Origin of the sequence: Marinobacter sp. CHS3-4, assembly GCF_030053415.1 — a bacterium.
Taxonomy (GTDB): Bacteria; Pseudomonadota; Gammaproteobacteria; order Pseudomonadales; family Oleiphilaceae; genus Marinobacter.
Map to the genome: position 1 here is coordinate 777,962 of NZ_JASGBJ010000002.1, position 25,036 is coordinate 802,997.

21 protein-coding genes are annotated in these 25,036 nt (G+C 56.1%); 8 read left to right on the plus strand and 13 right to left on the minus strand.

What is annotated here, in order from left to right; translation table 11 throughout:
* Window positions 1-60 precede the first annotated feature (60 nt).
* Window positions 61-4,947 carry an NAD-glutamate dehydrogenase gene (locus tag QLQ17_RS11525; protein ID WP_283209721.1) on the minus strand — a complete coding sequence of 1,629 codons (4,887 nt, stop codon included), beginning with the start codon at window positions 4,945-4,947 and terminating at the stop codon, window positions 61-63.
* 144 nt (window positions 4,948-5,091) lie between these two features.
* Here QLQ17_RS11525 and QLQ17_RS11530 point away from each other — a divergent pair, with 144 nt between their 5' ends.
* Genes QLQ17_RS11530 through QLQ17_RS11555 form a run of 6 tightly spaced genes read left to right on the plus strand, consistent with a single transcriptional unit; the run spans window position 5,092 to window position 12,079 of the window.
* Window positions 5,092-6,054, plus strand: coding sequence for an AAA family ATPase (locus QLQ17_RS11530; RefSeq protein ID WP_283209722.1), 963 nt, complete (start codon window positions 5,092-5,094; stop codon window positions 6,052-6,054).
* Between the two features lie 11 nt (window positions 6,055-6,065).
* On the plus strand, window positions 6,066-7,010 hold the full coding sequence (locus QLQ17_RS11535) for a DUF58 domain-containing protein (protein WP_283209723.1): 945 nt from the start codon (window positions 6,066-6,068) through the stop codon (window positions 7,008-7,010).
* A 21-nt stretch (window positions 7,011-7,031) separates the two neighbouring features.
* Window positions 7,032-7,499 (plus strand): DUF4381 domain-containing protein, encoded by a 468-nt coding sequence (locus tag QLQ17_RS11540; protein ID WP_283209724.1) that lies wholly within the window; start codon window positions 7,032-7,034, stop codon window positions 7,497-7,499.
* The gene (locus tag QLQ17_RS11545; protein WP_283209725.1) at window positions 7,493-8,530 is read left to right on the plus strand and encodes a vWA domain-containing protein; all 1,038 of its coding nucleotides are present in this window, start codon (window positions 7,493-7,495) and stop codon (window positions 8,528-8,530) included. The genes QLQ17_RS11540 and QLQ17_RS11545 overlap by 7 nt, the downstream gene beginning before the upstream one ends.
* The gene (locus QLQ17_RS11550) at window positions 8,523-10,328 is read left to right on the plus strand and encodes a VWA domain-containing protein (protein WP_283209726.1); all 1,806 of its coding nucleotides are present in this window, start codon (window positions 8,523-8,525) and stop codon (window positions 10,326-10,328) included. The genes QLQ17_RS11545 and QLQ17_RS11550 overlap by 8 nt, the downstream gene beginning before the upstream one ends.
* Entirely contained in the window at window positions 10,322-12,079 is a 1,758-nt protein-coding gene (locus QLQ17_RS11555) for a BatD family protein (RefSeq protein WP_283209727.1), read from the plus strand. Before QLQ17_RS11550 ends, QLQ17_RS11555 begins: the two co-directional genes overlap by 7 nt.
* Window positions 12,080-12,085: 6 nt before the next feature.
* Here the strand turns inward: QLQ17_RS11555 and ccmI are convergent, their stop codons facing one another.
* From ccmI to ccmA, 9 genes are read right to left on the minus strand one after another with little or no spacing between them, the layout of a single operon-like run.
* Window positions 12,086-13,375: a c-type cytochrome biogenesis protein CcmI gene (ccmI, locus tag QLQ17_RS11560; RefSeq protein WP_283209728.1), complete on the minus strand. Its 1,290-nt coding sequence runs from the start codon at window positions 13,373-13,375 to the stop codon at window positions 12,086-12,088.
* Window positions 13,376-13,408: 33 nt separating this feature from the next.
* On the minus strand, window positions 13,409-13,894 hold the full coding sequence (locus QLQ17_RS11565) for a cytochrome c-type biogenesis protein (RefSeq protein ID WP_283209729.1): 486 nt from the start codon (window positions 13,892-13,894) through the stop codon (window positions 13,409-13,411).
* Window positions 13,891-14,430, minus strand: a complete 540-nt coding sequence (locus tag QLQ17_RS11570; protein WP_283209730.1) for a DsbE family thiol:disulfide interchange protein — start codon at window positions 14,428-14,430, stop codon at window positions 13,891-13,893. Before QLQ17_RS11570 ends, QLQ17_RS11565 begins: the two co-directional genes overlap by 4 nt.
* A complete protein-coding gene (locus QLQ17_RS11575; RefSeq protein WP_283209731.1) occupies window positions 14,427-16,430 on the minus strand; it encodes a heme lyase CcmF/NrfE family subunit in 2,004 nt (667 codons plus the stop codon). The genes QLQ17_RS11570 and QLQ17_RS11575 overlap by 4 nt, the downstream gene beginning before the upstream one ends.
* Window positions 16,431-16,462: 32 nt before the next feature.
* Entirely contained in the window at window positions 16,463-16,939 is a 477-nt protein-coding gene (ccmE, locus tag QLQ17_RS11580; protein WP_283209732.1) for a cytochrome c maturation protein CcmE, read from the minus strand.
* 43 nt (window positions 16,940-16,982) lie between these two features.
* The gene (gene ccmD / locus QLQ17_RS11585) at window positions 16,983-17,210 is read right to left on the minus strand and encodes a heme exporter protein CcmD (protein ID WP_283209733.1); all 228 of its coding nucleotides are present in this window, start codon (window positions 17,208-17,210) and stop codon (window positions 16,983-16,985) included.
* Window positions 17,210-17,956: a heme ABC transporter permease gene (locus tag QLQ17_RS11590; RefSeq protein WP_283209734.1), complete on the minus strand. Its 747-nt coding sequence runs from the start codon at window positions 17,954-17,956 to the stop codon at window positions 17,210-17,212. The genes ccmD and QLQ17_RS11590 overlap by 1 nt, the downstream gene beginning before the upstream one ends.
* A 30-nt stretch (window positions 17,957-17,986) precedes the next feature.
* Window positions 17,987-18,670 carry a heme exporter protein CcmB gene (gene ccmB / locus QLQ17_RS11595; RefSeq protein WP_283209735.1) on the minus strand — a complete coding sequence of 228 codons (684 nt, stop codon included), beginning with the start codon at window positions 18,668-18,670 and terminating at the stop codon, window positions 17,987-17,989.
* A complete protein-coding gene (gene ccmA / locus QLQ17_RS11600; protein ID WP_283209736.1) occupies window positions 18,660-19,292 on the minus strand; it encodes a cytochrome c biogenesis heme-transporting ATPase CcmA in 633 nt (210 codons plus the stop codon). The genes ccmB and ccmA overlap by 11 nt, the downstream gene beginning before the upstream one ends.
* A 109-nt stretch (window positions 19,293-19,401) precedes the next feature.
* Between ccmA and fliK the strand changes: the two genes are divergently transcribed.
* On the plus strand, window positions 19,402-20,862 hold the full coding sequence (gene fliK / locus QLQ17_RS11605; protein WP_283209737.1) for a flagellar hook-length control protein FliK: 1,461 nt from the start codon (window positions 19,402-19,404) through the stop codon (window positions 20,860-20,862).
* Entirely contained in the window at window positions 20,859-21,176 is a 318-nt protein-coding gene (locus QLQ17_RS11610) for an EscU/YscU/HrcU family type III secretion system export apparatus switch protein (RefSeq protein WP_283209738.1), read from the plus strand. Before fliK ends, QLQ17_RS11610 begins: the two co-directional genes overlap by 4 nt.
* On the opposite strand, the gene QLQ17_RS11615 is transcribed toward QLQ17_RS11610, so the two are convergent.
* From QLQ17_RS11615 to QLQ17_RS11625, 3 genes are read right to left on the minus strand one after another with little or no spacing between them, the layout of a single operon-like run.
* Window positions 21,162-22,274 carry an ATP-binding protein gene (locus QLQ17_RS11615; protein WP_283209739.1) on the minus strand — a complete coding sequence of 371 codons (1,113 nt, stop codon included), beginning with the start codon at window positions 22,272-22,274 and terminating at the stop codon, window positions 21,162-21,164. The two genes, QLQ17_RS11610 and QLQ17_RS11615, sit on opposite strands and share 15 nt — an antisense overlap.
* Window positions 22,271-24,556 carry an ATPase, T2SS/T4P/T4SS family gene (locus QLQ17_RS11620; protein ID WP_283209740.1) on the minus strand — a complete coding sequence of 762 codons (2,286 nt, stop codon included), beginning with the start codon at window positions 24,554-24,556 and terminating at the stop codon, window positions 22,271-22,273. The genes QLQ17_RS11615 and QLQ17_RS11620 overlap by 4 nt, the downstream gene beginning before the upstream one ends.
* Before the next feature lie 25 nt (window positions 24,557-24,581).
* Window positions 24,582-24,974 carry a DUF2802 domain-containing protein gene (locus QLQ17_RS11625; RefSeq protein WP_283209741.1) on the minus strand — a complete coding sequence of 131 codons (393 nt, stop codon included), beginning with the start codon at window positions 24,972-24,974 and terminating at the stop codon, window positions 24,582-24,584.
* Window positions 24,975-25,036 lie beyond the last annotated feature (62 nt).

Here is a 25,036-nt window from a genome sequence, read left to right on the forward strand (position 1 = left end):
CACCCTCTATCGGTCCATCAGAACCGCCATTGTACGCGCACAACCGAGGTAACGCAGCGTTCACTCGGCTTCGCCGACAACTTCATCGTGCTGTGTATGCATCGTGGTTTGGGCCAGATCCAGAAGTTCCCTCAAAGCCACTGAGAACATGGCGTATTCTGGCTCACGTACGCTTTTGAGCTCTGACAACATGGTTTTCCAGCGATCAATCAAAGCGCGATGACGCGCCATCCAGCCGTCAACACAGGCAACCACATCGTCAGGCTTGCCGGCGATTTTCAGCACACCGGTGGTCAAAGCACGCTGTTGCCAGTCCAGATCCTCGCGGAAGCTTTCCCGTGCCAATGCCTGCCAGTGAGAGGCCGGAACCAGATCGGCAATGGCTTTGGCAAACCAGTTGAGATCGAGTTTGTCACCCAGGTCATAATACAGATTCGCCACAGTTTTCAGAGGCATACCGGTGGCCTCGTGAGCTTCAATAATGCCCAGAGAGGAGTACAGGTAGTTGGTGCCGGATACCACCGACGCCAGCTCCTCTGGCAGCCCTGCCTCAACCAGTTCGTCATAACGACGCTTCCAGTCGGCTCTGGCTTGCTCACCCAGATATTCAGGCAAATCGGCAGTAATCATCCAGACGTTATCCGCGAACCGCTCCATATGGCTCTGGATGCTGAGCTCGGCGCGGCGATTGCGCAGCAGCCAGCGTACGGCCCGGCGGATCAGACGCATGAGGTCGTTCATCAACTCAATCTGGAGCGAGGCCGGGATGAAATAATCCAGGTATTCGATCTTGTCCCACCAGGTATCCAGGCGGAAAACATCCCTTGCAATGATCCAGGCTAGCGCGACAGACGCCGAATCAGCGCCCGTGGATTGCTTCAGCCGCTCCACAAAGGTGATCCCCATGTGGTTGACCATGTCATTGGCAATCTGGGTCGCAATGATTTCACGGCGCAATTGGTGCTCGCCCAGCTCTTTCGAGAACTTGCGGGTAAGATCCTTCGGAAACACCTTGTACATTTCGCCAGCAAGAAGGGGCTCATCGGGCAATGAGCTGTCGATCAACGTCTGCTTCAGGTCGCCCTTCACATAGGAAATCAATACTGACAGCTCCGGCCGTGTCAGCCCCTTCTTGTCAAACTTGCGCTCTGAGAGCACCTCATCCTCTGGCAGGAATTCCAGACTACGGTTCAGCTTGCCCTCTGACTCCAGGGTGTTCATCAGCCGACGGTATTCTTCCAGACGGTTAGCCGCACCGACACTGGCAATGCTGATCGCCTGAGCCTGGCGGTAATTGTTTTTCAGCACCAGACGGGCGACATCGTCAGTCATTTCCTCCAGCATCTGGTTGCGCTGTTTGGCCGTCAGGTCACCCATCTGGACGGCCTGATTGAGCAGGATCTTCATGTTCACTTCATGGTCCGAGCAATCCACGCCACCGGAGTTATCGATAAAGTCCGTATTCAACCGGCCGCCGCGGAGGGCAAACTCGATCCGCCCATTCTGAGTCATACCCAGGTTACCGCCTTCACCCACGATCTTGCAGCGAAGCTCGGAACCATTGACGCGCAACGCGTCGTTCGCCTTGTCGCCAACGTCACCATGGCTTTCAGCCTTGCTTTTGACGTAGGTGCCAATGCCGCCAAACCACAACAGATCCACCTGGGACTTGAGGATATGGGTAATCAGCATATTCGGCGGCACACGGTCGGACTTGATGCCCAGCAGTTTTTTCATCTCCGGGCTCACCGGAATGGACTTGGCGCTGCGGTTGAAGACGCCGCCGCCTTTCGAAATCAACTTGGTGTCGTAATCGGTCCAGGACGAGCGGGGAAGCTCGAACAGACGTTTGCGTTCTTTATAACTCTTGGCCGCATCCGGGGATGGATCAATAAAGATGTGCATGTGGTTAAAGGCGGCCACCAGTTTGGTTTTCTCTGAAGACAACATGCCGTTGCCGAACACATCACCGGCCATGTCGCCAATGCCGATGGCGGTAAATTCATCCAGCGCCGGATTGATACCCAACTCCCGGAAATGGCGCTCCACCGATACCCAGGCACCACGGGCCGTGATCCCCATCTTCTTATGGTCATACCCGTTACTGCCACCTGATGCAAAGGCATCACCCATCCAGAAGCCATAATCGGCTGACAAGCCGTTGGCGATGTCCGAGAAGGTGGCTGTGCCTTTATCGGCGGCCACCACCAGGTAGTGATCATCGTCGTCGTGACGAACTACCGACTCCGGCGGTTTGATACCTGTTTCAATCAGATTGTCGGTGATATCCAGCAGACCACGGATAAACGTCTTGTAGGCCTCGATACCTTCTGCCTGAAAGGCTTCGCGATCGGAATGGTCAGGAAGCCGCTTGGCAACAAACCCACCCTTGGCCCCAACAGGCACGATAACCGCGTTTTTCACCTGCTGTGCCTTTACCAGGCCGAGGATTTCGGTGCGATAGTCCTCAAAGCGATCAGACCACCGGAGACCACCCCTGGCAACCTTGCCGCCACGAAGATGAACACCTTCCACTCGGGGTGAATAGACGAATATCTCGAACATGGGCTTTGGCAGCGGCATGTCCGGAATTTTATGGGGATCAAATTTCACGCTGATGTAGGGCTTGGTATTGCCCTCGCCATCGGGCTGATAGTAATTGGTGCGCAATGTCGCCTGCATCAGTTCGATGTACAGCCGAAGCACCCGATCCTCACTGAGGTTTTCAACCGCATCCAGGCCCGCGTTGAATTCAATTTCCAGTTTCTGCTGCGCGGCTTTGCTCTTACCTGCACTCTGGTAACGTTCGGGGTTGAAGCGTACCTCGAAAAAATCCAGCAACAAGCGCGTCAGATCGACATGGTTAACCAGCGTGTTGGAGATAAAGGTCTGACTGTTGGATACCCGTATCTGCCGCATGTAGCGGGCATAGGTTCGCAACAGGGCGATTTCCCGCCAACTCATGTAGGACGAGAGAAGCAACCGGTTAAAGGCATCGTTCTCCGCATCGCCGTACCAGACCCGGCTGAACAGATCTTCAAAGATCGGACGAATCCGATGAATGTCCACAACTCTCCCGCTGTAGGCCTGCAGGGTAAAGTCATGAATCCACACCACATTGCCCGAACGATCCCTGACCTCAAACGGATGCTCACCGATAACCCGGAAACCCAGGTTATCGAAGATGGGCATCACATCTGACAACGGCAGGGTTTCGTCAGGGAAAAACAGTTTGAAATGCAGCGTGCTCTCGTCTTCCTCCAGCGCCCGATAAAAACTCATGGTGAGTTTCTTCTCACGAGCGCATTCATCAATGTGCTCAAGATCAATCGCTGCGCGGCGAGGCGAGAACATTTCCTTGTAGCTACCGGGGAATGCCGACGCATATAGACGGTACATTTCGTTGCCGGGCTCTTCGCCATAGGCTTCGTTCAGAGACTCCAGCAGACCATCTCGCCAGGACTGGGCCAGTCCAATCACCTTCTCGCGGATTTCCTGATGGGGAATCTGGCGATTTTCCATCTGGGGGACGCGGATGGTGAATTGAACGCGGGCCAGAACCGATTCGGAGAAATGAGTTACGAATTCGATGTCTTCTGCGTCCAGCGCTTCTACCAACACCTGCTCGACTTTCAAGCGCAACTCGGTGTTGTAGATATCCCGCGGAAAAAAGGCCAGACAGGTCACAAATTGCCCGTACACGTCTTCCCGCATGAACAGCTCAATGCGCCGACGCTCCTGGATATAAAGAATGTTCTTGGCCACAGACAGCAAATCAGAAGGTTCAATCTCGAACAGCTCATCCCGTGGGTAAACAGTCAGAATCTGATCCAGTTCTTTACCGGCGTAGTCGTCCCTCATGAATCCCGAACGCCGCATCACCGTCTGGAACTTTTGCCGGAGCAGGGGAATTTCATCCGGGCGTTCGTTATAGACGCGCGAGGTATAGAGTCCAAGGAAGCGGCGCTCCCCCACCACTTCGCCCTTCTCGTTGAATTTCTTGACGGCGATGTAATCGGGATAGGCGGGCCGGTGCACTCGCGAACGCTGGGCGGACTTGGCAAAAATGAAAATATCATCCGTGCGCGTCATTTCATGGCGGGTTCTTTGTGGTAGCTCGTTCAACCGCACCATATCCGGTCGTTCGTTGTTGACCCGCAGAATGCCCAGCTCGGAATTTTCAACACGGCGCACCACAATGCCTTTTTTGTCTTTGACAAAGTCGTACTCGTCATACCCCAGAAAGGTAAAGTGATCTTTTACCAGCCAGTCGAGAAATGCCTTGGCCTCCTGTTTGTCTTCGTCTTCGATGAATGCCGCATTTTCTTCCAGTTCTTTGCTGATCTGATTGACCTTTTCCGTCACGATCGGGAAATCGTTTACCGCAATCCGAACTTCGTGAAGGATGGTCTGGATAACTTCTTCCAGATTTCTCAGATCATCAGGGTTACTGTGGCGATCAATTTCGAGCACGATGAACGCTTCGTATTCCGTATCGCTAACTTTCTTCTTGGGCGGATACAGCTTCTTCAACTTGCCGTCGGCATCGCGCTGAACCTGAAGAATCGAATGCTGAATGGAATGAGTTCCGATTTCCCGCTGGTTAATGGCAATCCGCAAGGAATCGATCAGGAACGGCATGTTCGGATGCAGGATAAAAATCACGGTGTGCGTCGACTGCCATCCGTCGCTTTCGAGGTCAGGGTTGAATACGGCTACCGGAGATTCCTCTGGCGGGCGTTTTTGCAAAAACTGCCAGCCCGCCAAAATACCACCATAGGTATCTGAAAACCGGCGATTTGCCAGCTCTTCAAGAGGAATGTGTGCAAAATGCTGCTTTGCGAAATCGGTGATTTTCTTCGCCTCAGTCTTCGCAATTTTCTCTGCGAAAGCATCAGCCAGCTGCTTGAAAAAATCATCCTTGCTGGCGATTGTCATCGCATTCATAGTCAACCTCTGAATGTGTGAAAGAAACGTAATCGTTTGACCGTCACATAAGGATAGTCAAACCCTTGATTTTTGCCGCTCAGATGCGAAAACTGCGGCAACTACCTACGACAACTACCTTTCGAACCGGAGTGAGCATCATCCATGTCGTTACAGGATACGTTTGGCGATCTGAGAACTCAGTTAGCGAAAAGGATAATCGGCCAGGGAAAATTGGTTGATCGTTTGCTGATTGCATTGCTGGCCGATGGCCACCTGTTGGTTGAAGGCGCCCCGGGCCTGGCAAAAACGACAGCGATAAAAGCCCTGGCAGACCACCTGGAGGGCGACTTTCACCGTATTCAGTTCACACCGGATCTTTTGCCCTCCGATGTGACGGGCAGCGAAATCTATCGCGCTGAAACCGGTCAATTCGAATTCCAGCGCGGCCCCATTTTTCACAACCTGGTTCTGGCCGACGAGATCAACCGCGCCCCGGCCAAGGTTCAGTCGGCGCTGCTGGAAGCCATGGGCGAACGGCAAGTCAGCGTTGGCATGCGTACTTTCCCGCTGGATAAGCTGTTTATGGTGATGGCCACGCAGAACCCCATTGAGCAGGAGGGCACCTACCCACTTCCGGAAGCCCAGCTGGACCGGTTTCTGATGCACGTCGTTATCGACTATCCGTCAGCCGAAGCAGAAAAAGCGATTCTTCATCTGGCCAGAAACGATCATCGCAGGGGCCAGGTAGCCGCCGAGACAAAGGTGTCGGCGGATCAGGTGTTCCAGGCTCGCAACGAAGTGTCTGACATCTACATGTCGGACGCCGTTGAGCAGTACCTCCTGGCTCTGGTACTTGCCACTCGCTCACCCGAATCGGTAGACCCGGAACTGGCCCGCTGGACGGCATTTGGCGCCAGCCCCCGCGGCACCATTGCTCTGGATCGCTGTGCCCGGGCCTATGCCTGGCTGGATGGGCGCGACTACGTCAGCCCGGATGATGTTCGAACCATCGCTTTCGACGTTTTGCGTCATCGTATTCTGCTGACCTTTGAGGCGGAAGCCGAAGGCATGACCGCCGACGCCATTATCCAGCGGCTGATCGAACAAGTTCCGGTAACCGCCTGAGGGCTGTGACCATGACGCCTTCTGAACCGGCAACCCACATTGCCCTGCCCCAGCTGATTCGGCTGCAGGCCGACGCCAGGGCGCTCAAACTGCCTGCAGCAAAACAGGTTCGTTCAAGGCAGGCCGGCCTGCAACGCTCGCCTCGCCGTGGCCGCGGCATGGCCTTTGCGGAAGTACGCCAGTATCAGCCAGGTGATGACATACGCAGTATCGACTGGCGGGTCACAGCCCGTCGGCAGTCTCCCCATACCAAACTTTACGAGGAAGAGCGCGAGCGCCCCGTATTGTTGTTGTGTGACTTGGGGCCAAGCCTGTTTTTTGCCAGCACCGGTGCTTACAAACAGGTTCGCTGCGCCCAGTTGGCTGGCATCCTGGCCTGGCTGGCTCTCTGGTCTGGCGATCAGGTGGGCGGCATTGTGTTCGATGGCCAATCACTGACGGTACAGCGGCCGGCACGCCGGAAAAAGTCGGTGCTGCAATTTCTCGACACGCTGGCCAGCCTGCAACGAATCCGCGGCCAGAAAGTGGCAGTCGCGGAACACGGTTCGACCAATGCCACACTGGATACCGCATTGAGCGAAGCAAGGCGAGTGGCCCACACCGGCAGCAGAATCTTCGTGATCAGCGATTTCATGAACATCACCGACGACACCTCCAGACTGTTGGGGGCTCTGGCGAAGCACAATACGGTCAGCGCCCTGCGCATTGTTGATCCTCTGGAACAGAAACTGCCGGACAGCGGGCGTTTCGCCATTGCCGGTGACGATGGCCCAGTCTGGTTCGATGGTAGCAATCCCCGCTTTCAGCGCGCCTATGCTGACAAAGTTGCTCAGCATCGTGCCGTTCTGGATGATTGTTTCCGCACCTCCGGGGTCCGGCCAGCCACGGTTATGACAGGTGACGATCCGGCTGCCTCACTTCAGGCGCTGCTCGGCCCCAGGGGGCACATTGGTTAAAAACAGGGTTTCGAACAAATAATGGAACAGGATCCACTGAGCCAACTCAGAGACATCCATATTCCGCCACCCGACGGATTCTGGCCGCCTGCACCGGGCTGGTGGATTTTGTTGCTTGTGATTTTGTGCCTGATAGCGGGGATGGTCGTGCTGCTGAGGCGCCGTAAGCAGAAGAACGCCTGGCATCGTGCAGCCAACCGCGACCTTGGCCGCCTTGTCAATCGCGCGGCGGTTACGTCCCAATGGTTCAATGAATTGAATGCGTTGCTCAAGCGATCGGCCATGGCTCGCTACCCGGAAAGACGTCCGGAATCCCTGTCCGGTAACGCGTGGATCGATTTTTTGCTGGAGACCAGCCCCAAAGACCGGATAGCGTCAAGGCCAGTAGTCACATCGCTGGTTGAAAGCTGCTATCAGCCCGTGCCCAGCTGTTCCACAGACGATGCCGTGCGGTTTGCACAGCTTTGGCTGGGAGGGCAATCATGCTGAGCCTGGCCTATCCGTGGGTACTTGTGCTTATCGCACTGCCGTTCGTGCTGAGCGCCCGGAAGCGGCGCAGTCAGGCGGTGGAAGCGCCCTATTTACCAACAGGCCATTGGCTCGCCGACCTACCCGGTGTTAGCCGGAGTGGCCATCGCAAATCACTTGTTCAACAACTGATTCTATTGCTCATCTGGTCGCTTCTGGTGCTGGCCCTGGCTCGACCGCAACACGTAGGAGAACAGGTGCAGCTACCGGTCAGTGGCCGCGATCTACTGCTGGCCGTCGATATTTCCCCAAGTATGGACGAGCAGGACATGGTCATTCAGGGCCGCAGCATAAACCGACTGCAGGCTGTTAAGCGGGTACTGCATGACTTCATCGAGCGCCGGCAAGGCGATCGCCTGGGCCTGCTGCTGTTCGGCACCGAACCCTACATTCAGGCCCCCCTGACGTTTGACCTGGGAACTGTGAGAACCCTTCTGGATGAATCCGGCATCGGAATGGCCGGGCGTGCGACGGCGATTGGCGATGCCATTGGTCTGGCGGTCAAGCGATTGCGCAATCGGCCTCAGGAACAGCGAGTGGTCATACTTCTGACAGACGGAGCCAACACCGCCGGTGAAATTCCTCCGGACAAGGCCGCGGAAATTGCCAAGGCCGCGGGAGTGCGCATCTACACCATTGGTATCGGTGCGGAATCCATGGTGCAGCGGGGCTTGCTCGGATCCAGACGAATCAATCCTTCGCGGGATCTGGACGAGGGCCTGCTTACCCGCATGGCACAACAGACAGGCGGCCAGTATTTTCGCGCCCGAAGCCTGCCGGAACTGGAACTGATCTACGAGAGCATCAACCAGCTTGAGCCGATTGAACTTGAGGGCAAACGTTACCGCCCTGTCACCGAGCTCTTCGTGTGGCCAGCCGGGTTGGCCGCCACCCTCTGGTTACTGCTGCAAATCGTTCGCTCTCTGATGCTGGCCCGTGGCGCCATCAAGGATCGCAGAGGAACAGAAAACCGGGAGGGTGACCATGGCTGACTTCCATTTCATCCGACCACTCTGGTTACTGCTGTTGATCGCTGCACTCCTGATGCCGCTGGTTCTCAAACAATTCCGCAGCAGTGATAGCGGCTGGACCCGTATCATTCCAGCGCGATTATTGACGCCACTGATTCAATCCTCCAGCACTGACGGTGTTGGCACCCGTTCGCCGGCTTTGCCCATGATGCTGGCAATCGCTCTGCTGTCGATTGCACTGGCAGGGCCTTCCTGGCGAGAGTCTCCTACCCCTCTGCAACAACAGGATGACAGCCTGGTTGTCGTTCTGGATTTATCCCTGTCAATGCTGGCCACGGATGTGGAGCCCGATCGCCTGACCGTTGCCAAACGCAAAATCCGGGACATCCTGGAGGCACGGGAAGGTAGCCTGACGGCTCTGGTTGTTTACTCGGCGGATGCTCATGTCGTGACACCGTTAACGGACGACCGCCAGACCATCGAAGGCATGCTTGGCGTGCTGGACCCGGTGATTATGCCAGCAGCCGGCAACCGTGCAGACCTTGGCATTGAACGCGGCCTCAACCTGCTGGAACAGGGCGCACCGGGCAAGGGAAGACTACTGCTGATATCAGACGATGTTGCTGATCGTTATCAGAACAGCATTCGTTCAACCCTCACCGACAGCCCCTATTCCTTAAGCACACTGGTAGTGGGCACACCCAAGGGAGGCCCCATACCACTTGAGCGGCAGGGTTTTATCCGCGACCAGGGTGAGATCGTGATTACACGTGCGGATCCCGATGCCATGGCATCGGTCGCGAGATCCAGCGGTGGCCAGAGCCATCCGTTGACCATCACCAGCGAAGACATCCGCGCACTGGAACTGCGCTCCGAAGACGCCGAAGAATGGCAGGACAGCAAACTGGATGTGACCGTCAAACGCTGGCAGGACGACGGTTACTGGCTGCTCTGGCTGGCCATTCCGTTTGCGCTCCTGGGCTGGCGCCGCGGCGCGGTGATCGTCCTGGCGTTTATAATTCTGCCCATGACGCCTCGGTCGGCAATGGCGCAATCCTGGGACGGCTTGTGGCAGCGAGAGGACCAGAGAGCACCGGAAATGATCCGGCAGAATCCGGAACAGGCGGCGCAGACCCTGAGCGACCCTGACCTTCGTGGAAGCGCACTGTACCGCTCTGGAGACTATGAGAGCGCCATTGAGTCATTTTCGAAAGGCGATGCACCATCAGCTGAGTACAATCGTGCCAATGCACTGGCCAAAGCGGGAAAACTGGAAGAAGCGGTGGAAGCGTACGATCAGTTTCTCGAAAAGCATCCGGACCATGAGGATGCCCGCTTCAACCGGGATCTGGTGAAAGACCTTCTGGAGCAACAGCAGCAGCAACAAAATCAGTCTGATCAACAGAATGACCAGTCCGGCGATTCCTCGAACCAACAGCAGCAAAACGGCCAACAAGGTTCCGAGAATCAGAACAGCGATCAGAACCCGTCCAGTAATCCACAGAACCAGAGTGAGTCTCAGGGCGAGCAGCAACAGCAAAATGGTGAGAACAGCCAGCAAAGTCAGCAGGAGCAGAACGGTCAGCAAGATCAGCAGCAGGAGCAAAGCGAGGGACAAAGCCAATCCGATACCGAGGCAGATAATGACCAGACAGAAGCGCAGGCGCCGGCCGAACTGGACACCTCACCGCTGACTCAGGGGCAAGAGCAATGGCTACGCCGTGTGCCTGACGACCCTGGCGGTCTGCTCCGGCGAAAATTCCTTCAGCAATACCAACAGCGCAATACACAAACTGACGAGGGCGACACACCATGGTAAGACGGCTGGTTTTCCCGCTCATTCTGATCCCTTTTCTGTGGTCAATGGTTGCCAGCGCCGTTGCGTCCGAATCGCTGTCGGTTGAGCCTGACCGTACACGCCTTTACCAGGGCGAAGTGCTGACCCTGACGATCAAGGGCACGACCAAGATCGACATCAACCTGAGCAACCTGTTTGACTTCGACACCTCGAAATTGCCCAGCCCCGACATCGAGAAACTGGAGAAAGATTTCGAGATCCTGGGTCAGAACCAGAGGTATTCGATTCGCACCGTCAACAGCGAAATGATTGGAGAGATTACCTGGACCTATCAACTGGCGCCCCGGAATCCGGGCAAGGTCACTATCCCCTCACTGACCTTCCGGGACGCCGTATCCGAGCCTGTGACCATCGACGTGGTGGATGACAACCCGCCTGACCAGAACAACAGCCCGCGGGACAGCTTCATTGAGCTGAACGCCGACAAAGACAGTGTCTACGTTCAGGAGCAACTCGTTCTGACGGTGAAACTGTTTTTCAATGGCAACATGGTCAGAGGCGAGTTGTCTGAGCCCTCTCACCCCAATGCCATTATTGAAAGCCTGGGCAAGCAGACCGAATACACACGATATCGTGATGGCCTGCGTTATCGAGTGGTGGAACGCCGCTACGCCATCTTCCCACAGCAAGCCGGCGAGCTTTCATTACCGCCAATCCGTTTCGAAGGCCAAACTCGCGATCCATCGGGCCGGTTAAAATTCCTGCGAGACAGCAAACAACTGTTCAGCATCCCGGTCAAAGACGTACCCGCTGAGTTTTCCGGTGACACCTGGCTTCCCGCTTCAGAATTGAATCTGTCAGAGTCTGGCCTGCCCACGGTTTCTTCCATTGATACCGGCCAGAACCTGTCGCGCACGCTGTCTCTGGTGGCAGAGGGCCTACCGGCTGAAGCCCTGCCACCGTTTGCCAATAACGCACCCGACGGCCTGAGGGCTTACCCGGAAAAACCGGAACGTACAACCGTACCCACCGAGAACGGACTAACAGCAAAGTTGGCTCAGACCACGGCCCTGGTGCCAACACGAGGCGGCACATTGACCTTGCCCGAGATCCGAATTCCCTGGTGGGATACGAAAACCGACAGCCAAAAGCTGGCGGTCATTCCAGAACGCACCTTTGAGGTAACGGGCGCCCAGAGTCAGGCCAACGTGAACACCTCGCCAGCTACCGGTTCTGAGGCGCCTGAAACCGAGCCTGGGGATTCCTCTTCCGAAAGCACAGACGGCCGCATGGAGTCAGGTGTAAATACCTGGCTCATCGTTGCCTTGATCATGCTGGCAGGATGGGTGGCTACTGCCCTGGCCTGGTGGGCTTCCCGCCGTGGAAAAAACACAACTGAGGCTAGGCCGGTAAAGGCAGACGAATCTGAAAAAGCGCTGTTCGAGACTCTGTGTCAATCGGCTCGCGCCGGGGCGCCTGAGACGCCGGATCATCTGATCCGCTGGGTCAAACATCTGCACCCTGACCGCCGGGTAGTGAGCCTGACGGACGCCTTTGAGTTGATAACGGAACCAGACGTTGAACAGGAAATCGGTCGACTGCAGGCTCTTACCTACGGTCACGCAGCCACCTCTGCAGAAGATTGGCAAGGAAAGACATTGACTGATGCCCTCAGTCGCTATCGTGAAGACAAACTTCAGAAAAAAGCAGGCAGCGGGTCTGAGAAAAGCCCGCTGCCACCGCTATACCCGGAAGAACTGAACGTGCGGTAAAGGTGCCTACTGGGTCAATTGCGTATCAATCGTAAGGATGACGGGATCGGTTTCGCCCGCCCGCACCTGAATAGGCTCTGCGACAGCACCCTGCCAGTCTCCAGCCTGTGGCAGAGCGTTTCCCGATCGTGACAGCCGCGCCTGGACCCGAACCGAGTCGGCATCGGATATTTTGGCTTGTGGCGACATGGCATTTCGGTCATCCAGACGAATAACGGCCGGCAGCTGCCCCGCCGTCAGACGGGCGACCGCCAGAGGCGTTCCACCGGTCGCGCCAGCCGGCCGGGCAAACACAAAAAGCGGGGTCGCATCCGCGATATCTGCTTCAAATGCAGGATCGATTTCCACCCGAACTGTCACCCCGGGCGATCCCCCTGCGAGACTCTGTTCACTGGCTTGAGGCGCTGGGGGCTCCTGACCGAGTCGCTGGTATGCCTGTTCAATACCCTGGCGGATAGACCCGATCTGAGGGTGGTCAGGCGCCACCTGTACGATTCGTTCCCAATACTTCAATGCGTCCTCAAAGTTCTGCTGCCGGAATGAGGCAATGCCCAGCAGCCCCAGCGAATTCACTTCATCGGGATTAATCGCCCTGGCTTTTTCGATGGCCTTTCCAGCGCCAGCAAACATGTCGCCATCATGCTCGAAGAACAGGGCCTGGGCTGCCAAGCCCCAGGCGGTTGCCTTGCGTTGAGGATTGTCCTCGATGGTCGCCGCCAGCTTTTCGAACGCCCAGGCTGCTTCCGAGTACTGCTGCAAGTTCATGTAAGTACGGCCAAGCAATCCCCATCCTTCGGCGTTACCCGGCTTTTGCTCAAGCTTTTCCCTCAACTGCTGGGCCAGATCTTCCATCTTGCCCATTCTGCCACCCTCAGTGGCCACCATTTCCTGCATGGCGATGAACTGCTCCATCTCATCCATCGCGCCCCACTGGTCATAGAAATAGACGGCGGCAGCCGGGATTGTAATCAGGCACGCCAGAACAATTGCCAACGCGCTTCGCCCGCCTTTCACCTTGGCCGGCGAATCCAGGATGCCCTTTTCAGCATCCGGAACGTCGTCCATCAGGCTACCGGCCAGTTCGTCTCGCAACTGCTGATAGCTTTCCTGATCCAGGGCGCCCGAATCCAGCTCTCGATCCAGCTCCTCAAGACGGCTGCGGTACGCCAACAGGTTCTGATTGCGCACGTCCAGAGCGGCGCGACGGCCTGAGCGATGAAAAATCAAAGGTGCAACAACGAATGCAAGAGCCAGCAGAATCAGCACACTGGCGATAAGCCAAAAGGTTTGTGTCATATAAGGGTCTGTCGGTCGTGTTGAATCTAAAAGTTAGTGGTCGTTCTTGTCGTGGCGGTTCAATAGCTCGTCAGCACGCGCGCGCTCCTGGTCGCTCAGCGGTGTTTCGGTTGCCGCTTTTTTGCTAGAGCGCCGGACCGTCAGGGCAATGACCAGAACGCCAATAAAAACGACCAGGGCCGGCGTCGCCCATAGCATGATCGTGCGCTCGTCCACCTTTGGCTTGTAACGCACGAATTCACCAAACCGGGAAACCAGTTCGCTGGTTATTTTTTCATCGCTGGCACCATCGGACATCATCCGATACACCGCTTCTCTCATGTCTTTCGAGATCGGTGCGTTGGAATCGGCAATATTCTGATTCTGGCATTTCGGGCAGCGCAATTCGGCAATCAGTGACTGGAAGCGCTGTTCCTGTTCGGGAGAATCGAATTCGTAAACGTCGCGGGCCTGGCCGACGGCAACACCGGCAGACAGACTCAACAACATCAGGAGTGCAAAGCGAAACAAGGGTTTCATGAACTCACATCCCCGTATTCTTCCATTAAAGGAAGGAACTTCTCGTTCCACACTGTTTCGTTAACCACCCCAACATGGCGGTAACGAACAATACCCTGCGAATCAATGAAATAGGTTTCTGGTGCGCCGTAAACACCCAGGTCAAATCCCAGAGTACCTCTGGGATCATAGACACTGACCGCATAGGGATCGCCCAGGGTCTTCAGCCACTTGAGTGCCTCCTGGCGATCATCCTTATAGTTCAGACCAACGATCCGAACGCCTTTTTCGCGTGCCAGCCAGATCAGGTCATCGTGTTCATCTCTGCACGCGGGGCACCAGGTACCCCAGACGTTCAACAGAGACACCTGCCCCTTGAATAACGACTGGTCGTGCTGACTGTCTGGTGCCTGCAAGTCCGCAAGATTGAATTCAGGTACCGGCTTACCGATCAACGCCGATTCGAGCCGATTGGGATCCTTTCCGATGCCCGCAAACAGAATTGCGCCCAGAGCCACGACCAGTACAACGGGTAAAAACATCAAAGCCCGCTTCATGAAGCAGCCTCCGCAGGTTTACCGGCCTTCGACCCGCTGGGAACAGGTACATCTGTATCCCGGACCTTGTCCCGTATCCGGTATCGACGATCAGAGATGGCCAGGAAACCGCCAGCAGCCATAAAGATCGCGCCGAGCCATAGCCAGCGAACCAAGGGCTTGTACTGCAACCGAATGGCCCAGGCGTCCTCGGCAACCCGCTCACCCACAGCAATGAAAATATCGCGGAACAGCCCGGCGTCTATGCCAGCCTCTGTCATGACATTGCGCTGAACCAGATACTGACGTTTTTCCGGCATCTGCACAGACACAAGGTCACCTTCGCTGTCCAAAATTTCAAAGCGCCCATACTCGGCCGTGAAATTGGCACCTCTGCGATTACCGGTTTCAACGAACACAGCTTTGTAATCGCCCACCTGTGCCGTGTCACCCGGGGACATCCGGACATCTCGTTCAATGCCATAATTGGACGCAATGGTGGCACCGGCCATGACAATGGCCATGCCCAGATGACCCAGCACCATGCCGTAATAGCTACGGGACTGGCGCTTCAGACCATAAAGCCGCCCTTTGCGAGAGCCTGATTTCTCCCACAGATCCCAGAAAGTGGCGATGACGACCCAGGATGCTGAAAAAGTACCGACGAAGGCCCAGGGTTTAAACTCTCCATAGCCAACCATCACCAACGCAGTGACAAGGGTGCTCGCGGCCAGGGGCCACAGCAGTTTGCGTCCCAGCCAACCACCGTCGGTTTTCTTCCAGCGAGAGAAGATGCCGGCGCCCAGAAGAAGGCCGGCGGCCACTGCCAATGGGCTGAAGGTCAGGTTGAAGAAGGGCTCACCGATGGACAGGCGCCCCATATCCAGATAATCCAGCACCAGCGGATAAATGGTGCCCAGCAGAACCAACAGGGTGGACGCCACCAGCAGCACGTTGTTCAGCAGCAAAAAGACTTCTCTGGACAGGCCTGCGTATCGCGCCCGCACGTGAACTACCGGCGCCCGGAACGCATAGAGGGTCAGGCTGGAAACGATGGTAATAGCCAGCAGTATCAGCAAAAACGTGCCCCGCTCCGGATCCGACGCGAACGCATGTACCGAGGTCAGCACGCCCGAGCGAACCAGGAAGGTACCGAGCAAGCTCAGGGAGAAAGTGACGATGGCCAGCAATACCGTCCAGCTTTTGAAGACCCCGCGTTTCTCAGTGACCGCAAGGCTGTGCATCAACGCGGTGCCAGAAAGCCAGGGCAACAGGGACGCATTTTCGACCGGGTCCCAGAACCACCAGCCGCCCCAGCCAAGCTCGTAGTACGCCCACCAGCTACCAAGAGCAATCCCGAGCGACAGGAAGGACCAGGCAACCGTCGTCCAAGGACGGGACCAACGTGCCCAGGCGGCATCCAGTCGACCGTTAATCAAAGCGGCAATGGCGAAAGCGAAGGCAACCGAGAAACCAACGTAGCCCATGTACAGCATGGGTGGATGAATAATCAGGCCGAAATCCTGCAGCAACGGGTTCAGATCCGCACCATCGGCTGGAACATTTGGAAGAATACGGTCAAAGGGGTTGGAGGTCAGAATGGTGAACAGCAAGAAACCCACCGTCACCATGCCCATCACGGACAGCACCTGCGACACCATCACCGTGGGCAGGCGACGGCTGAAAACCGCGACGGCCAGAGTCCAGCCCACCAGCATCAGTATCCATAAAAGCAGCGATCCCTCGTGGCCACCCCAGACCGCACTGAACTTGTAATACCACGGCAGCATGCTGTTGCTGTTATTGGCCACATAAGCCACCGAAAAATCATCCGTCAGGAAGGCATGTGTCAGCAAGGCGAAGGCCAGGGCCACAAAGACAAAGAGCCCGGCGGACAAAGGCCTGGAAAATGCCTGAAGCTGCTCCCGACCTGTAACAGAGCCCACCAGCGGTACCACCGCCAGCAGAGAGGCAAGCAACAGAGCCAATATAAGAGCCATTTGTCCGAGTTCGGGATACATCGATTCACTCCAGCATTTTTGCGTTGGCAGTGTTAATAGCCAGTTGAGGATTCCGCTGCGCCAGTGCTTTCAGCAGCCCGTAGGCTGGCCGCTTTCTCAAGCGCATCGTTTACCTCGGGCGGCATGTAGTTCTCATCGTGTTTGGCCAGCACCTGATCGGCCATAAAGCGACCTTCACCATCCAGGCGGCCCATCGCCACCACGCCCTGACCTTCTGCAAACAGATCCGGCAATATACCGGTGTACTCCACCAGTACCGACGACGTGAAATCAGTGACCTTGAATTCCACTTTCAGGCTTTCTGGATCTCGAATAACCGAATCCTCCTGCACCATACCACCTGCGCGGATACGAACGTCTACCGGAGCCTCACCGGCCGCGATCTGGCTGGGGTCGTAGAACAGGTTGATATTCTGGCGCAGCGCGTAAGTGGTCAATGCCACTGCAATCGAAAGGCCGATCAGAAGGAATAGAACAATGGTCAGGCGTTTTTTCCGAACAGGATGCATCTAGGCTACTCGTGGTTATGTGCGACTACGCATGTCAGTCTGATTAACGTTTGGTGGACTCAACCCGCGCGAAATCCGCGGTTGCGGGTTCGCTGACAGGACTGCCAGCCCCGCTTTCTCGACGGGCAATTCCGCGCATCGCGGACCTGCGCTGATAACGCGACCAGATGACCAATACGATGAAAAGCGCAAAAAAGACGAAATAACAGGCCCACACGTAAGGCCCGTGGCCGCCCATCGCCAAAAAGGCATCGAATGAATCAAAGGCCATCACGCATTCCCTCCCGTCTGGACCAGCGCTTTCACCCAGCGGGTTCTGCCCTCGCGAATCAGGATTTCCGTCTGCATTCTCAGGCATGCCAGCCAGCCAAACAACAGATACAATCCCAGCACCGCCATCAGCAATGGAACCCACATCTCTGCCGGCATGCTGGGCTTTTCGGTAAGTTTGAACGTGGCTGGCTGATGCAGCGTGTTCCACCACTCAACCGAATATTTAATGATCGGGATATTCACCACGCCGACCAGTACCAAAACGGCAACGGCTCTGGCTGAAGACTTTTCATCAGAGATGGCATTGCCCAAAGCAATCGCCCCGAAATAGAGAAAAAGCAGAATCAGCATGGAGGTCAGGCGAGCATCCCAGATCCACCAGGTGCCCCAGGTCGGCTTACCCCAGACCGCCCCGGTGAACAGTGCCAGGAAAGTCAGAACTGCCCCAACCGGCGCCGCAGATTTGATGAAAACATCCGCCAACTTCATGCGCCATACCAATGTGACAACGGCTGCCACGGCCATCATGATGTAAACAGACTGGGCCAGAAACGCCGAAGGTACATGGATAAAAATAATGCGGTAGCTGTTGCCCTGAAGGTAATCCGGCGGGGCAAACGCCAGCCCCCAAACCACACCCGCCATGAACAGCGAAACGCCGATCCAGAACAGCCATGGCATCAACCGGGTCGCGATGTCATAGAACCATTTAGGCGATCCCAGCTTGTGAAAAAATTGCCACATCCAGTGTTTACCTTTCTCGTCTTTTCCAGATTACCCGTTCGACAGGCTGATTCGAAGAGCGGCCGCCGAAGCAAAAGGGGCCAGCGTCAACGCCAGCACCAGACAGGCGCCCATCAGCGCTAATTGCCCCGCCACAGGCGTTCCATCTGCCGCTGCCATCACTGTACCGGTACCGAAAATCAGAACAGGAATGTACAGCGGAATGATCATCAGGGACAAGAGCACCCCTGCCGACCTCAGCCCCAGGGTTAATGCCGCCCCAATGGAGCCTATCAGGCTGAGCACAGGCGTTCCGATCAGCAGCGTTAGACACAAAACCCGAATGGAGTTCCCGTCAAGATGAACCATAACCGCCAATAACGGCGTCAATACAACCAATGGCAACCCGGTCAGTAACCAGTGTGCAAGGGTTTTGGCCAGCACCAGCAGAAAAAGCGGCTGGGGCTGGAGCACAAGTTGCTCCAGGGTGCCGTCGTCAAAATCATGTCTGAACAGATGATCCAGCGACAACAACACCGAAAGTAACGCCGCCACCCACAGGATGCCGCCACCGGCCTGGCGCAAAAATTCCACTTCCGGGCTGACACCCAACGGAAACAGCATGACCACCAGCACAAAGAACAACAATGGGTTCAGAAGATCACTGGGCTGACGAACGGCGGATTTCAGATCCCTCAATATGACCGCTTTCATCGCGCCGAGCTCAGACGTCATCGCCAACTCCAAGCTGTATACGCTGCATGTTCGGAACCTGAAGATCGTGATGGGTGGTTACAATGACACTGCCACCCTCAGCGACACGGGTCATCAGCAGTCGTTCCAGCGCTTCAACACCCTGAGCATCAATGGCGGTGAAAATTTCATCAAGAATCCACAGTGGCTCGTCTGACACCAACAACCTGGCCAGCGCAACCCTGCGCTGTTGCCCAGCAGATAACCGGCGACAGGGTACGCCTTCGAACCCGGCCAGCCCTGTTCCTTTGAGCGCCTGTATCAGAACCTGATCGGAAAGCTGCCCTCGGCCGGCCGTAAGCGCCTGAAGATTCTCGAGAGGGGTCAGCATCGCCTTGATACCCGGCCGATGGCCAATGTACAGGGTGTTCTGCAGGAAAGCTTCGCGTTGGTGCCGGCGATGCTGACCGCGCCAGAGTACATCGCCCTCAACGTTGTCATTCAAACCGGCCAGAACACGAAGCAAAGTGGTCTTGCCCGAGCCATTGGGGCCCTCGACACGGATCAGGGTACCGGGCAGTATGGAGAAGGACAGATCCCGAAACAGGGTACGATCGTCGCGCTCACAATGCAGATTAACAGCCTGTAGTAATGGCTCGGACATTAGGGCCCCGGCGCTGATTCATGGGTTTGGAAAGACTAGGCTCACCGGCGAGCGCTATAATACCAAATGCGGTTCACGAATACTCTGGTCAGGCATTAAATGAAAAACGATGAAGTTACCAAACGGTAATCCGCCACCTCCCCAGTCGACAGACAGAAGCTCACAGGCGAAACCGACATCGGGTCCGGTCAAAGGTGTTGCTCAGTCTCTCGAAACCGGCTCCGCCAATCCCGCAACCTCAGCGAAGGCACAGCTTGCGCAGCTGAAACTGGCAAATCGCGAAACGACCCTTGCCAGGGTGGCTGAAATCATCAACCAGCAATCATCAGGTACCAGTCGCCTTCTTCTTGATGTTCGCGGGCAAACCCTGCCCGTCAATGCCGCTATTGGTGACACTTCGCTCGAAACCGGCGACTGGGTCAAGGTGATGAGAGCAGGCAACGAACTGCGTTTACTGGGCAAACTCGCGGCCACGGCTGAATCCACGGTGTCACGGGCCCTGGCCCAGCGCCTGCCATGGCAGCAATCCATAGATTCGGGTCTGGCAAAAGTACTCAGCGCGCTGACAACGGGAGTGAGTCCAGAACAGGCAGCTTCTACCAACAAGGCCGAGGCGTCCTCACTTCCACTGGCACGGCTCACACAACAACCACTGCCAGCGCCTGTCCGGCAAGCGATCGAACAGCTCGTCCAATTGCTGCCGAACCGCCAGGCACTCTCAGGTCTGGCCGGTGCAGAAATGGGCAGCAAACCACAGAACCCTCTGGGCACAGGAAGCTATACATCACTCGCAAGCGGTTCAAAGCAAGCCGCAACGCAACAGATCCAGCAATGGATTGAGCGAAGCGGACTGTTTGCCGAATCGCGAACCGCAAGAGCACCCGAGGCGCCTCCTTCGGATCTGAAGCTGGCTATTGGCCGCATTATTCATCAGCTGTTGGAGCACCAGGGGCAACCAGCCAACAGCTTTAATCGCATTACCCCTATTCCGACGCCAGATCTTGTGCAGTCGCCCCTGCAATTCCCGGCACCATCGGCCAGTCAATCGCCGCAAACGTCATCCGAACCAGCCAGCGTCGGGCAGATGTTACGGTTGCTTGCAGGTGTTCTTAACCGGATCACGGTCAATCAGCTCCACAGTCAGGTTCTCTCAACACGGACCACGGCCGATGCCCCCGCTCCCAACAACACGCTGGTGATGGATCTGCCCTGGCTGAACCAGAATAACGAACCCCGGGTGATGCAATTGCGCATTGAAGAACAGGCGAGCCAGGACGAATCCACTGACAAAGCCAGGTCCAGAAACACGGAATGGAAACTTTCTCTGGCCATGAATCTCGACGAGTCCGGGCCCATGCACTTTGATGTATCGCTTGGCCAAGGACAGGTGTCTGCCCAGGTCTGGGCCGAAAGACAATCGACGCTACAACAGGCCCGTGAGCAGTTGCCGGAACTTCGCAAGAGCTTCGCGAATCTCGGGCTGGAGGTGGTGGATCTGGAATGCCGGAGAGGCATCCCCCAGGGCGCCACCACTCACCTTGAACATCGACTGGTGGATACACGGGCATGAAGAATCAGCAGGAATCAGCGTCTTCATCTCCCGCCGCTGTGGCGCTGAAATACGACGGCGAACGAGCCCCCACCATTGCGGCCACAGGCACCTGGGAGCTGGCAGAGGAGATCATTCGGATCGCAAGGGAACATGGTGTGCCACTTTACGAAAATCCGGAACTGGCCGGCATTCTGGCCCGACTGGATTTAAACGACGAAATACCCGAAACCCTCTACCGGGTCATTGCCGAGATACTGGCATTTGCTTTCAATCTGGAGGGACGCACGCCTGAAGACGCGAGCAACCTTCGCCGGCCATCAGTTGATCAATGAGCGCAATGCCCAGGCACGCTGCCAGTTCTGCCCGGATCGGCTCGACACGATCGTTTCGAAATAGTGTTTCAGCCGTCGACGATCTTGGGGCTCATCTTTGAGGGCGGTTCCCACCAGATGATTCATCAAAACGTCGACAGTCAGCCCGCCGTGCCCACCTCCGTAATACCAGGCGTTCAAACTGGCGGCATGTGCAACTGCGACCGCCTCAGCGGTTGAAAGCACGGCTCCTGCGAGACGATCAGTGCTTCGTCCATCCAGGGTCTGGCCATTTCTGAGCTCGTGAAACATGGTGACAAGTACTTCGAGCACTCCAGGGTCCAACTCGATGGAAATGCCAGAGGCCAGATTCGCCCGTCGGGTTTCGCGGACCACAACCTCCATTTCATCCTCAAGGTTTCGGATGGGGCGAATCTCCTCAAAACCCAGTCGACGCTTGAGGGCAGCGCTCATTCGAAATATGCCTTCGTCGAGACTGTTGGAAGTGCCAATCAGATTGAAACCCTCTCGGGAAAAAATCACGCCGTCTTCACCGGAAAGCTCCGGAATGACTACAACACGGTCCGACAAAACGGAAAGGAGGGCATCCTGCAAAGACTGCGGGCATCGAGCGATCTCTTCGAAACGCACCAGACGCCCTTCCATCATGCCTCTCAAGAGCGGGCTGGGAACCAGAGCGGATAGACATGGGCCCTTGGCACTCAGGATGGACTCATTCCAACTGTATAGAAGCTGACCAACATTCGTGACTGCGCCACCTTGCAGAGTCAGCGTTGAATCGCTGGAAATGGCAGCCGTCAACAACTCTGAAAGCCAGGACTTGGCGGTGCCCGGCTCACCGACCAGCAAACACCCCCTGTTCGTACAGAGCGACACGATAATGCGCGAGACCATTGATCGCTCAGCAACGAATTTACGTTCAATGCCTTTCGACTCGTCACCCAGAATGAACGCTTCAACGGACCTTGGTGACAAACGCCAACCGGGAGGAACCGGACCGGTGTCCGATGCGGCCAGACGTTCCAGTTCTTCCCTGAAGGCAATTTCAGCGGGCTCTCGCTGGAGTTTTCGCTTGTTTTCTGGACCCGTATTGGTCATGCCTTGTTCCTTCTGCCACCACGAACTTCCGGAGCCATTCTTTCCATCGGCAGTATCCTGGGCAATTCGGTCAACGGAATGATCCCCTCAATGACATGGTCCAGAGCGCTATCGCGCATGGTGACCAAGCCGGCATCCAGAGCCCGCCAGCGCAGCTCTCCAACGGGTGGTTGAGATGAAATCGCATCGCGGATATCACTATTGACCTCCAGGTATTCAACAATGGCAACCCGGCCACTGGTTCCTCGCCCCTTACAGTTCGCACAGCCGGCGCCAACGTAACACCGGAAGTCTGATGGCGCACCGTCCGGGAATAGCTCATCCAGAATCGCCTGATCCGGCTCTGAAGGCTTACGGCAGTGGTGGCAAACGCGCTTTGCCAGGCGTTGAGCAATAACCGCCAGAAGCTCGCCCGCAATAGAGTTTGGGTGGATTCCAAGGTCGTACAGTCTTTGAAGAGAGTCGACAGCGTCATTGCAATGCAAGGTTGAGAGCACAACGTGCCCAGTCTGCGAGGCACGGATAGCCTCAAGCGCTGTTTTCTGATCCCGGATTTCTCCCACCATAATCACGTCAGGATCCTCTCTGACAAACGAATGCATGGCATCAGAAAAGCCAAACCCTATATCTGGCCTGACCCGTGTTTGCTGAACATTATCAATGGAGTACTCGATCGGGTCTTCTACAGTAATGACCTTGCGCCTGCCATCGTCTGCCAAAGTCTGAAGCCCTGCGTAGAGGGTCGTGGATTTCCCGGAGCCCGTTGGGCCGACGACCAGAACCAGTCCAGCGGGATTATCCAGCAAACGTTGATAGCGTGAACCCACTGATTCGGACATGCCGAGCTCTGCGATCGTCATTGCTCGACCGGTCTGAGGCAGCAATCGGATAATGATGTGTTCGCCATGAAGCGAAGGCTGGGTTTGAACACGCAGGTCGTAAGAGGTGTTCCCCACCTTCAATACGGACCTACCACCCTGAGGTAGCCGATGCTCAGCAATATTCAGCTCAGCCCGAAGCTTGATGACATTAACAATGCCTTTCAGCTCCCTGGGCGAAAGCTGATATTGGGTCAGTTCGTGCAACTCACCATCAACCCGAATCCTTAGCCGAACTCGTTTATGATAAATTTCAATGTGGATATCACTTGCTTTCTCGCTGACCGCATCAAGCAGAATGGCCTCGTAAACAGACACGAGATAGGGACTCAGTTGGTTTCGTCCATTCTCGCCGGCCAACAGATCGTCAGACTCAGCATGGAGATGACTTCCCTGGCCCGAAGCTACTTCGCCATGGTCGGCAACAAACTCCTGACCTTTTACCGTGAGATCCAGAGACGACCACAGCCTCTTGAAATCCGTTGCTGACACGAGCGCACACTCGATATCAGCGGTCTTGGTCAGTCTTTCCAACTGATCGGTTCTGGCATCAGGGTCATCGGTGACAACCAGGAGCTTGCCATCCTGCTCGCGCACTGGAATCAACCGCGAAAGATCCAGAAAAGCACGTGAAAAGCGGCGAAACAGATCCGGCTTCAGAGTAGGAAGCAGGTCGTCCGCTGCAAAGAGCTCCATTTGCCTCTGCTTCGCCAGGGTACGGTAGAGATCCGCCTCCTCAAGATGCAGACGCTCACGAATCACATCAAGAAGTCTTTTCCCTGAGCGCTCTGCCTCCAAACGGGCGGCGTCCAGAGACGTTTGATCGACAACACCCAGGTCGATAAGTATCTGCTCAGAGTTGCGTTTGAAATCAACCCAACCAAGCGTTCGTTCTCTGCCAAGAACCCCGGCTTTTTTGGTATACAGAGCGAGACTGGGAACCGGACCTGCACGCCCCTCAAGACACACAAGCAATCCATTCTCTCGAAGATAGGGGCTTAACGGGGCGTAAGAAGCAATAAACGTCGTACACAAAAGGACATCGCACAGACCATCGACAGCGAGGTCTTGCTCCGCATCACCGACGATCACATCAATGTTGGTAGCGCCCAGACGCGAGAACCTTTCTTTAGCTGCCTCGGCGACTGCCGGGTTGCGATCGACGTAAACCACTTTTCCTGCAAGCTTGGCCAGAACAGCAGCCACATAGCCAGCACCACCCCCAATGTGCATCAGCGTCTGATCGGGGGCGATTTCAGGCATCAACGTGAGAAGGTGTCGTAACGCGTGTTTCTGGGGGATCGAATGGCCGGAAACGAAAGACGACAGGTCGGAACTCGCGACAAATTCACTTCGACGTACAGCAATGAGAGCGTCCTCCGCTCTCGGATCTAAATGCTTCATCCAATAGCGCCCTGAAGTTCGGGTTTCAGGCTGCCTGACGCTTCCTCAATGCAGACACCAGCTCAGCCTCTGGACGGGATATACCGCAGGTGTTCATAAGATCGTCGATGTCTGCTCCTAAATCAACCAGGCGAGAGGCCTCGTCGTAGGATACTCGCAGCGGGTCATTCTGGCGCATCTCGTCCAGGGTACCATGAAGCTCATGAAGCTGACGCTCGCACGCAACGACTCTTTGCCCGACCCCCATACTGCCGCTGGCAGTTGCGTGAAGCTCGCGGCCCAGATCTTCATATCTCTGTTTGAGTTCACTTCTGAGTTGGCGGATTTGCCGGTGAAATACCAGGCCCTGAACGCACATCAGGCCCAGGATGGCCACGGTCAGGATCCAGGGAGCCTGGGAAAGAATCAGATCAATCATGACGGACGTCCTCGTTATGTTCTCGTTTTGAGAGCCACGAAGGCGTCCATCTTCGATCTGTC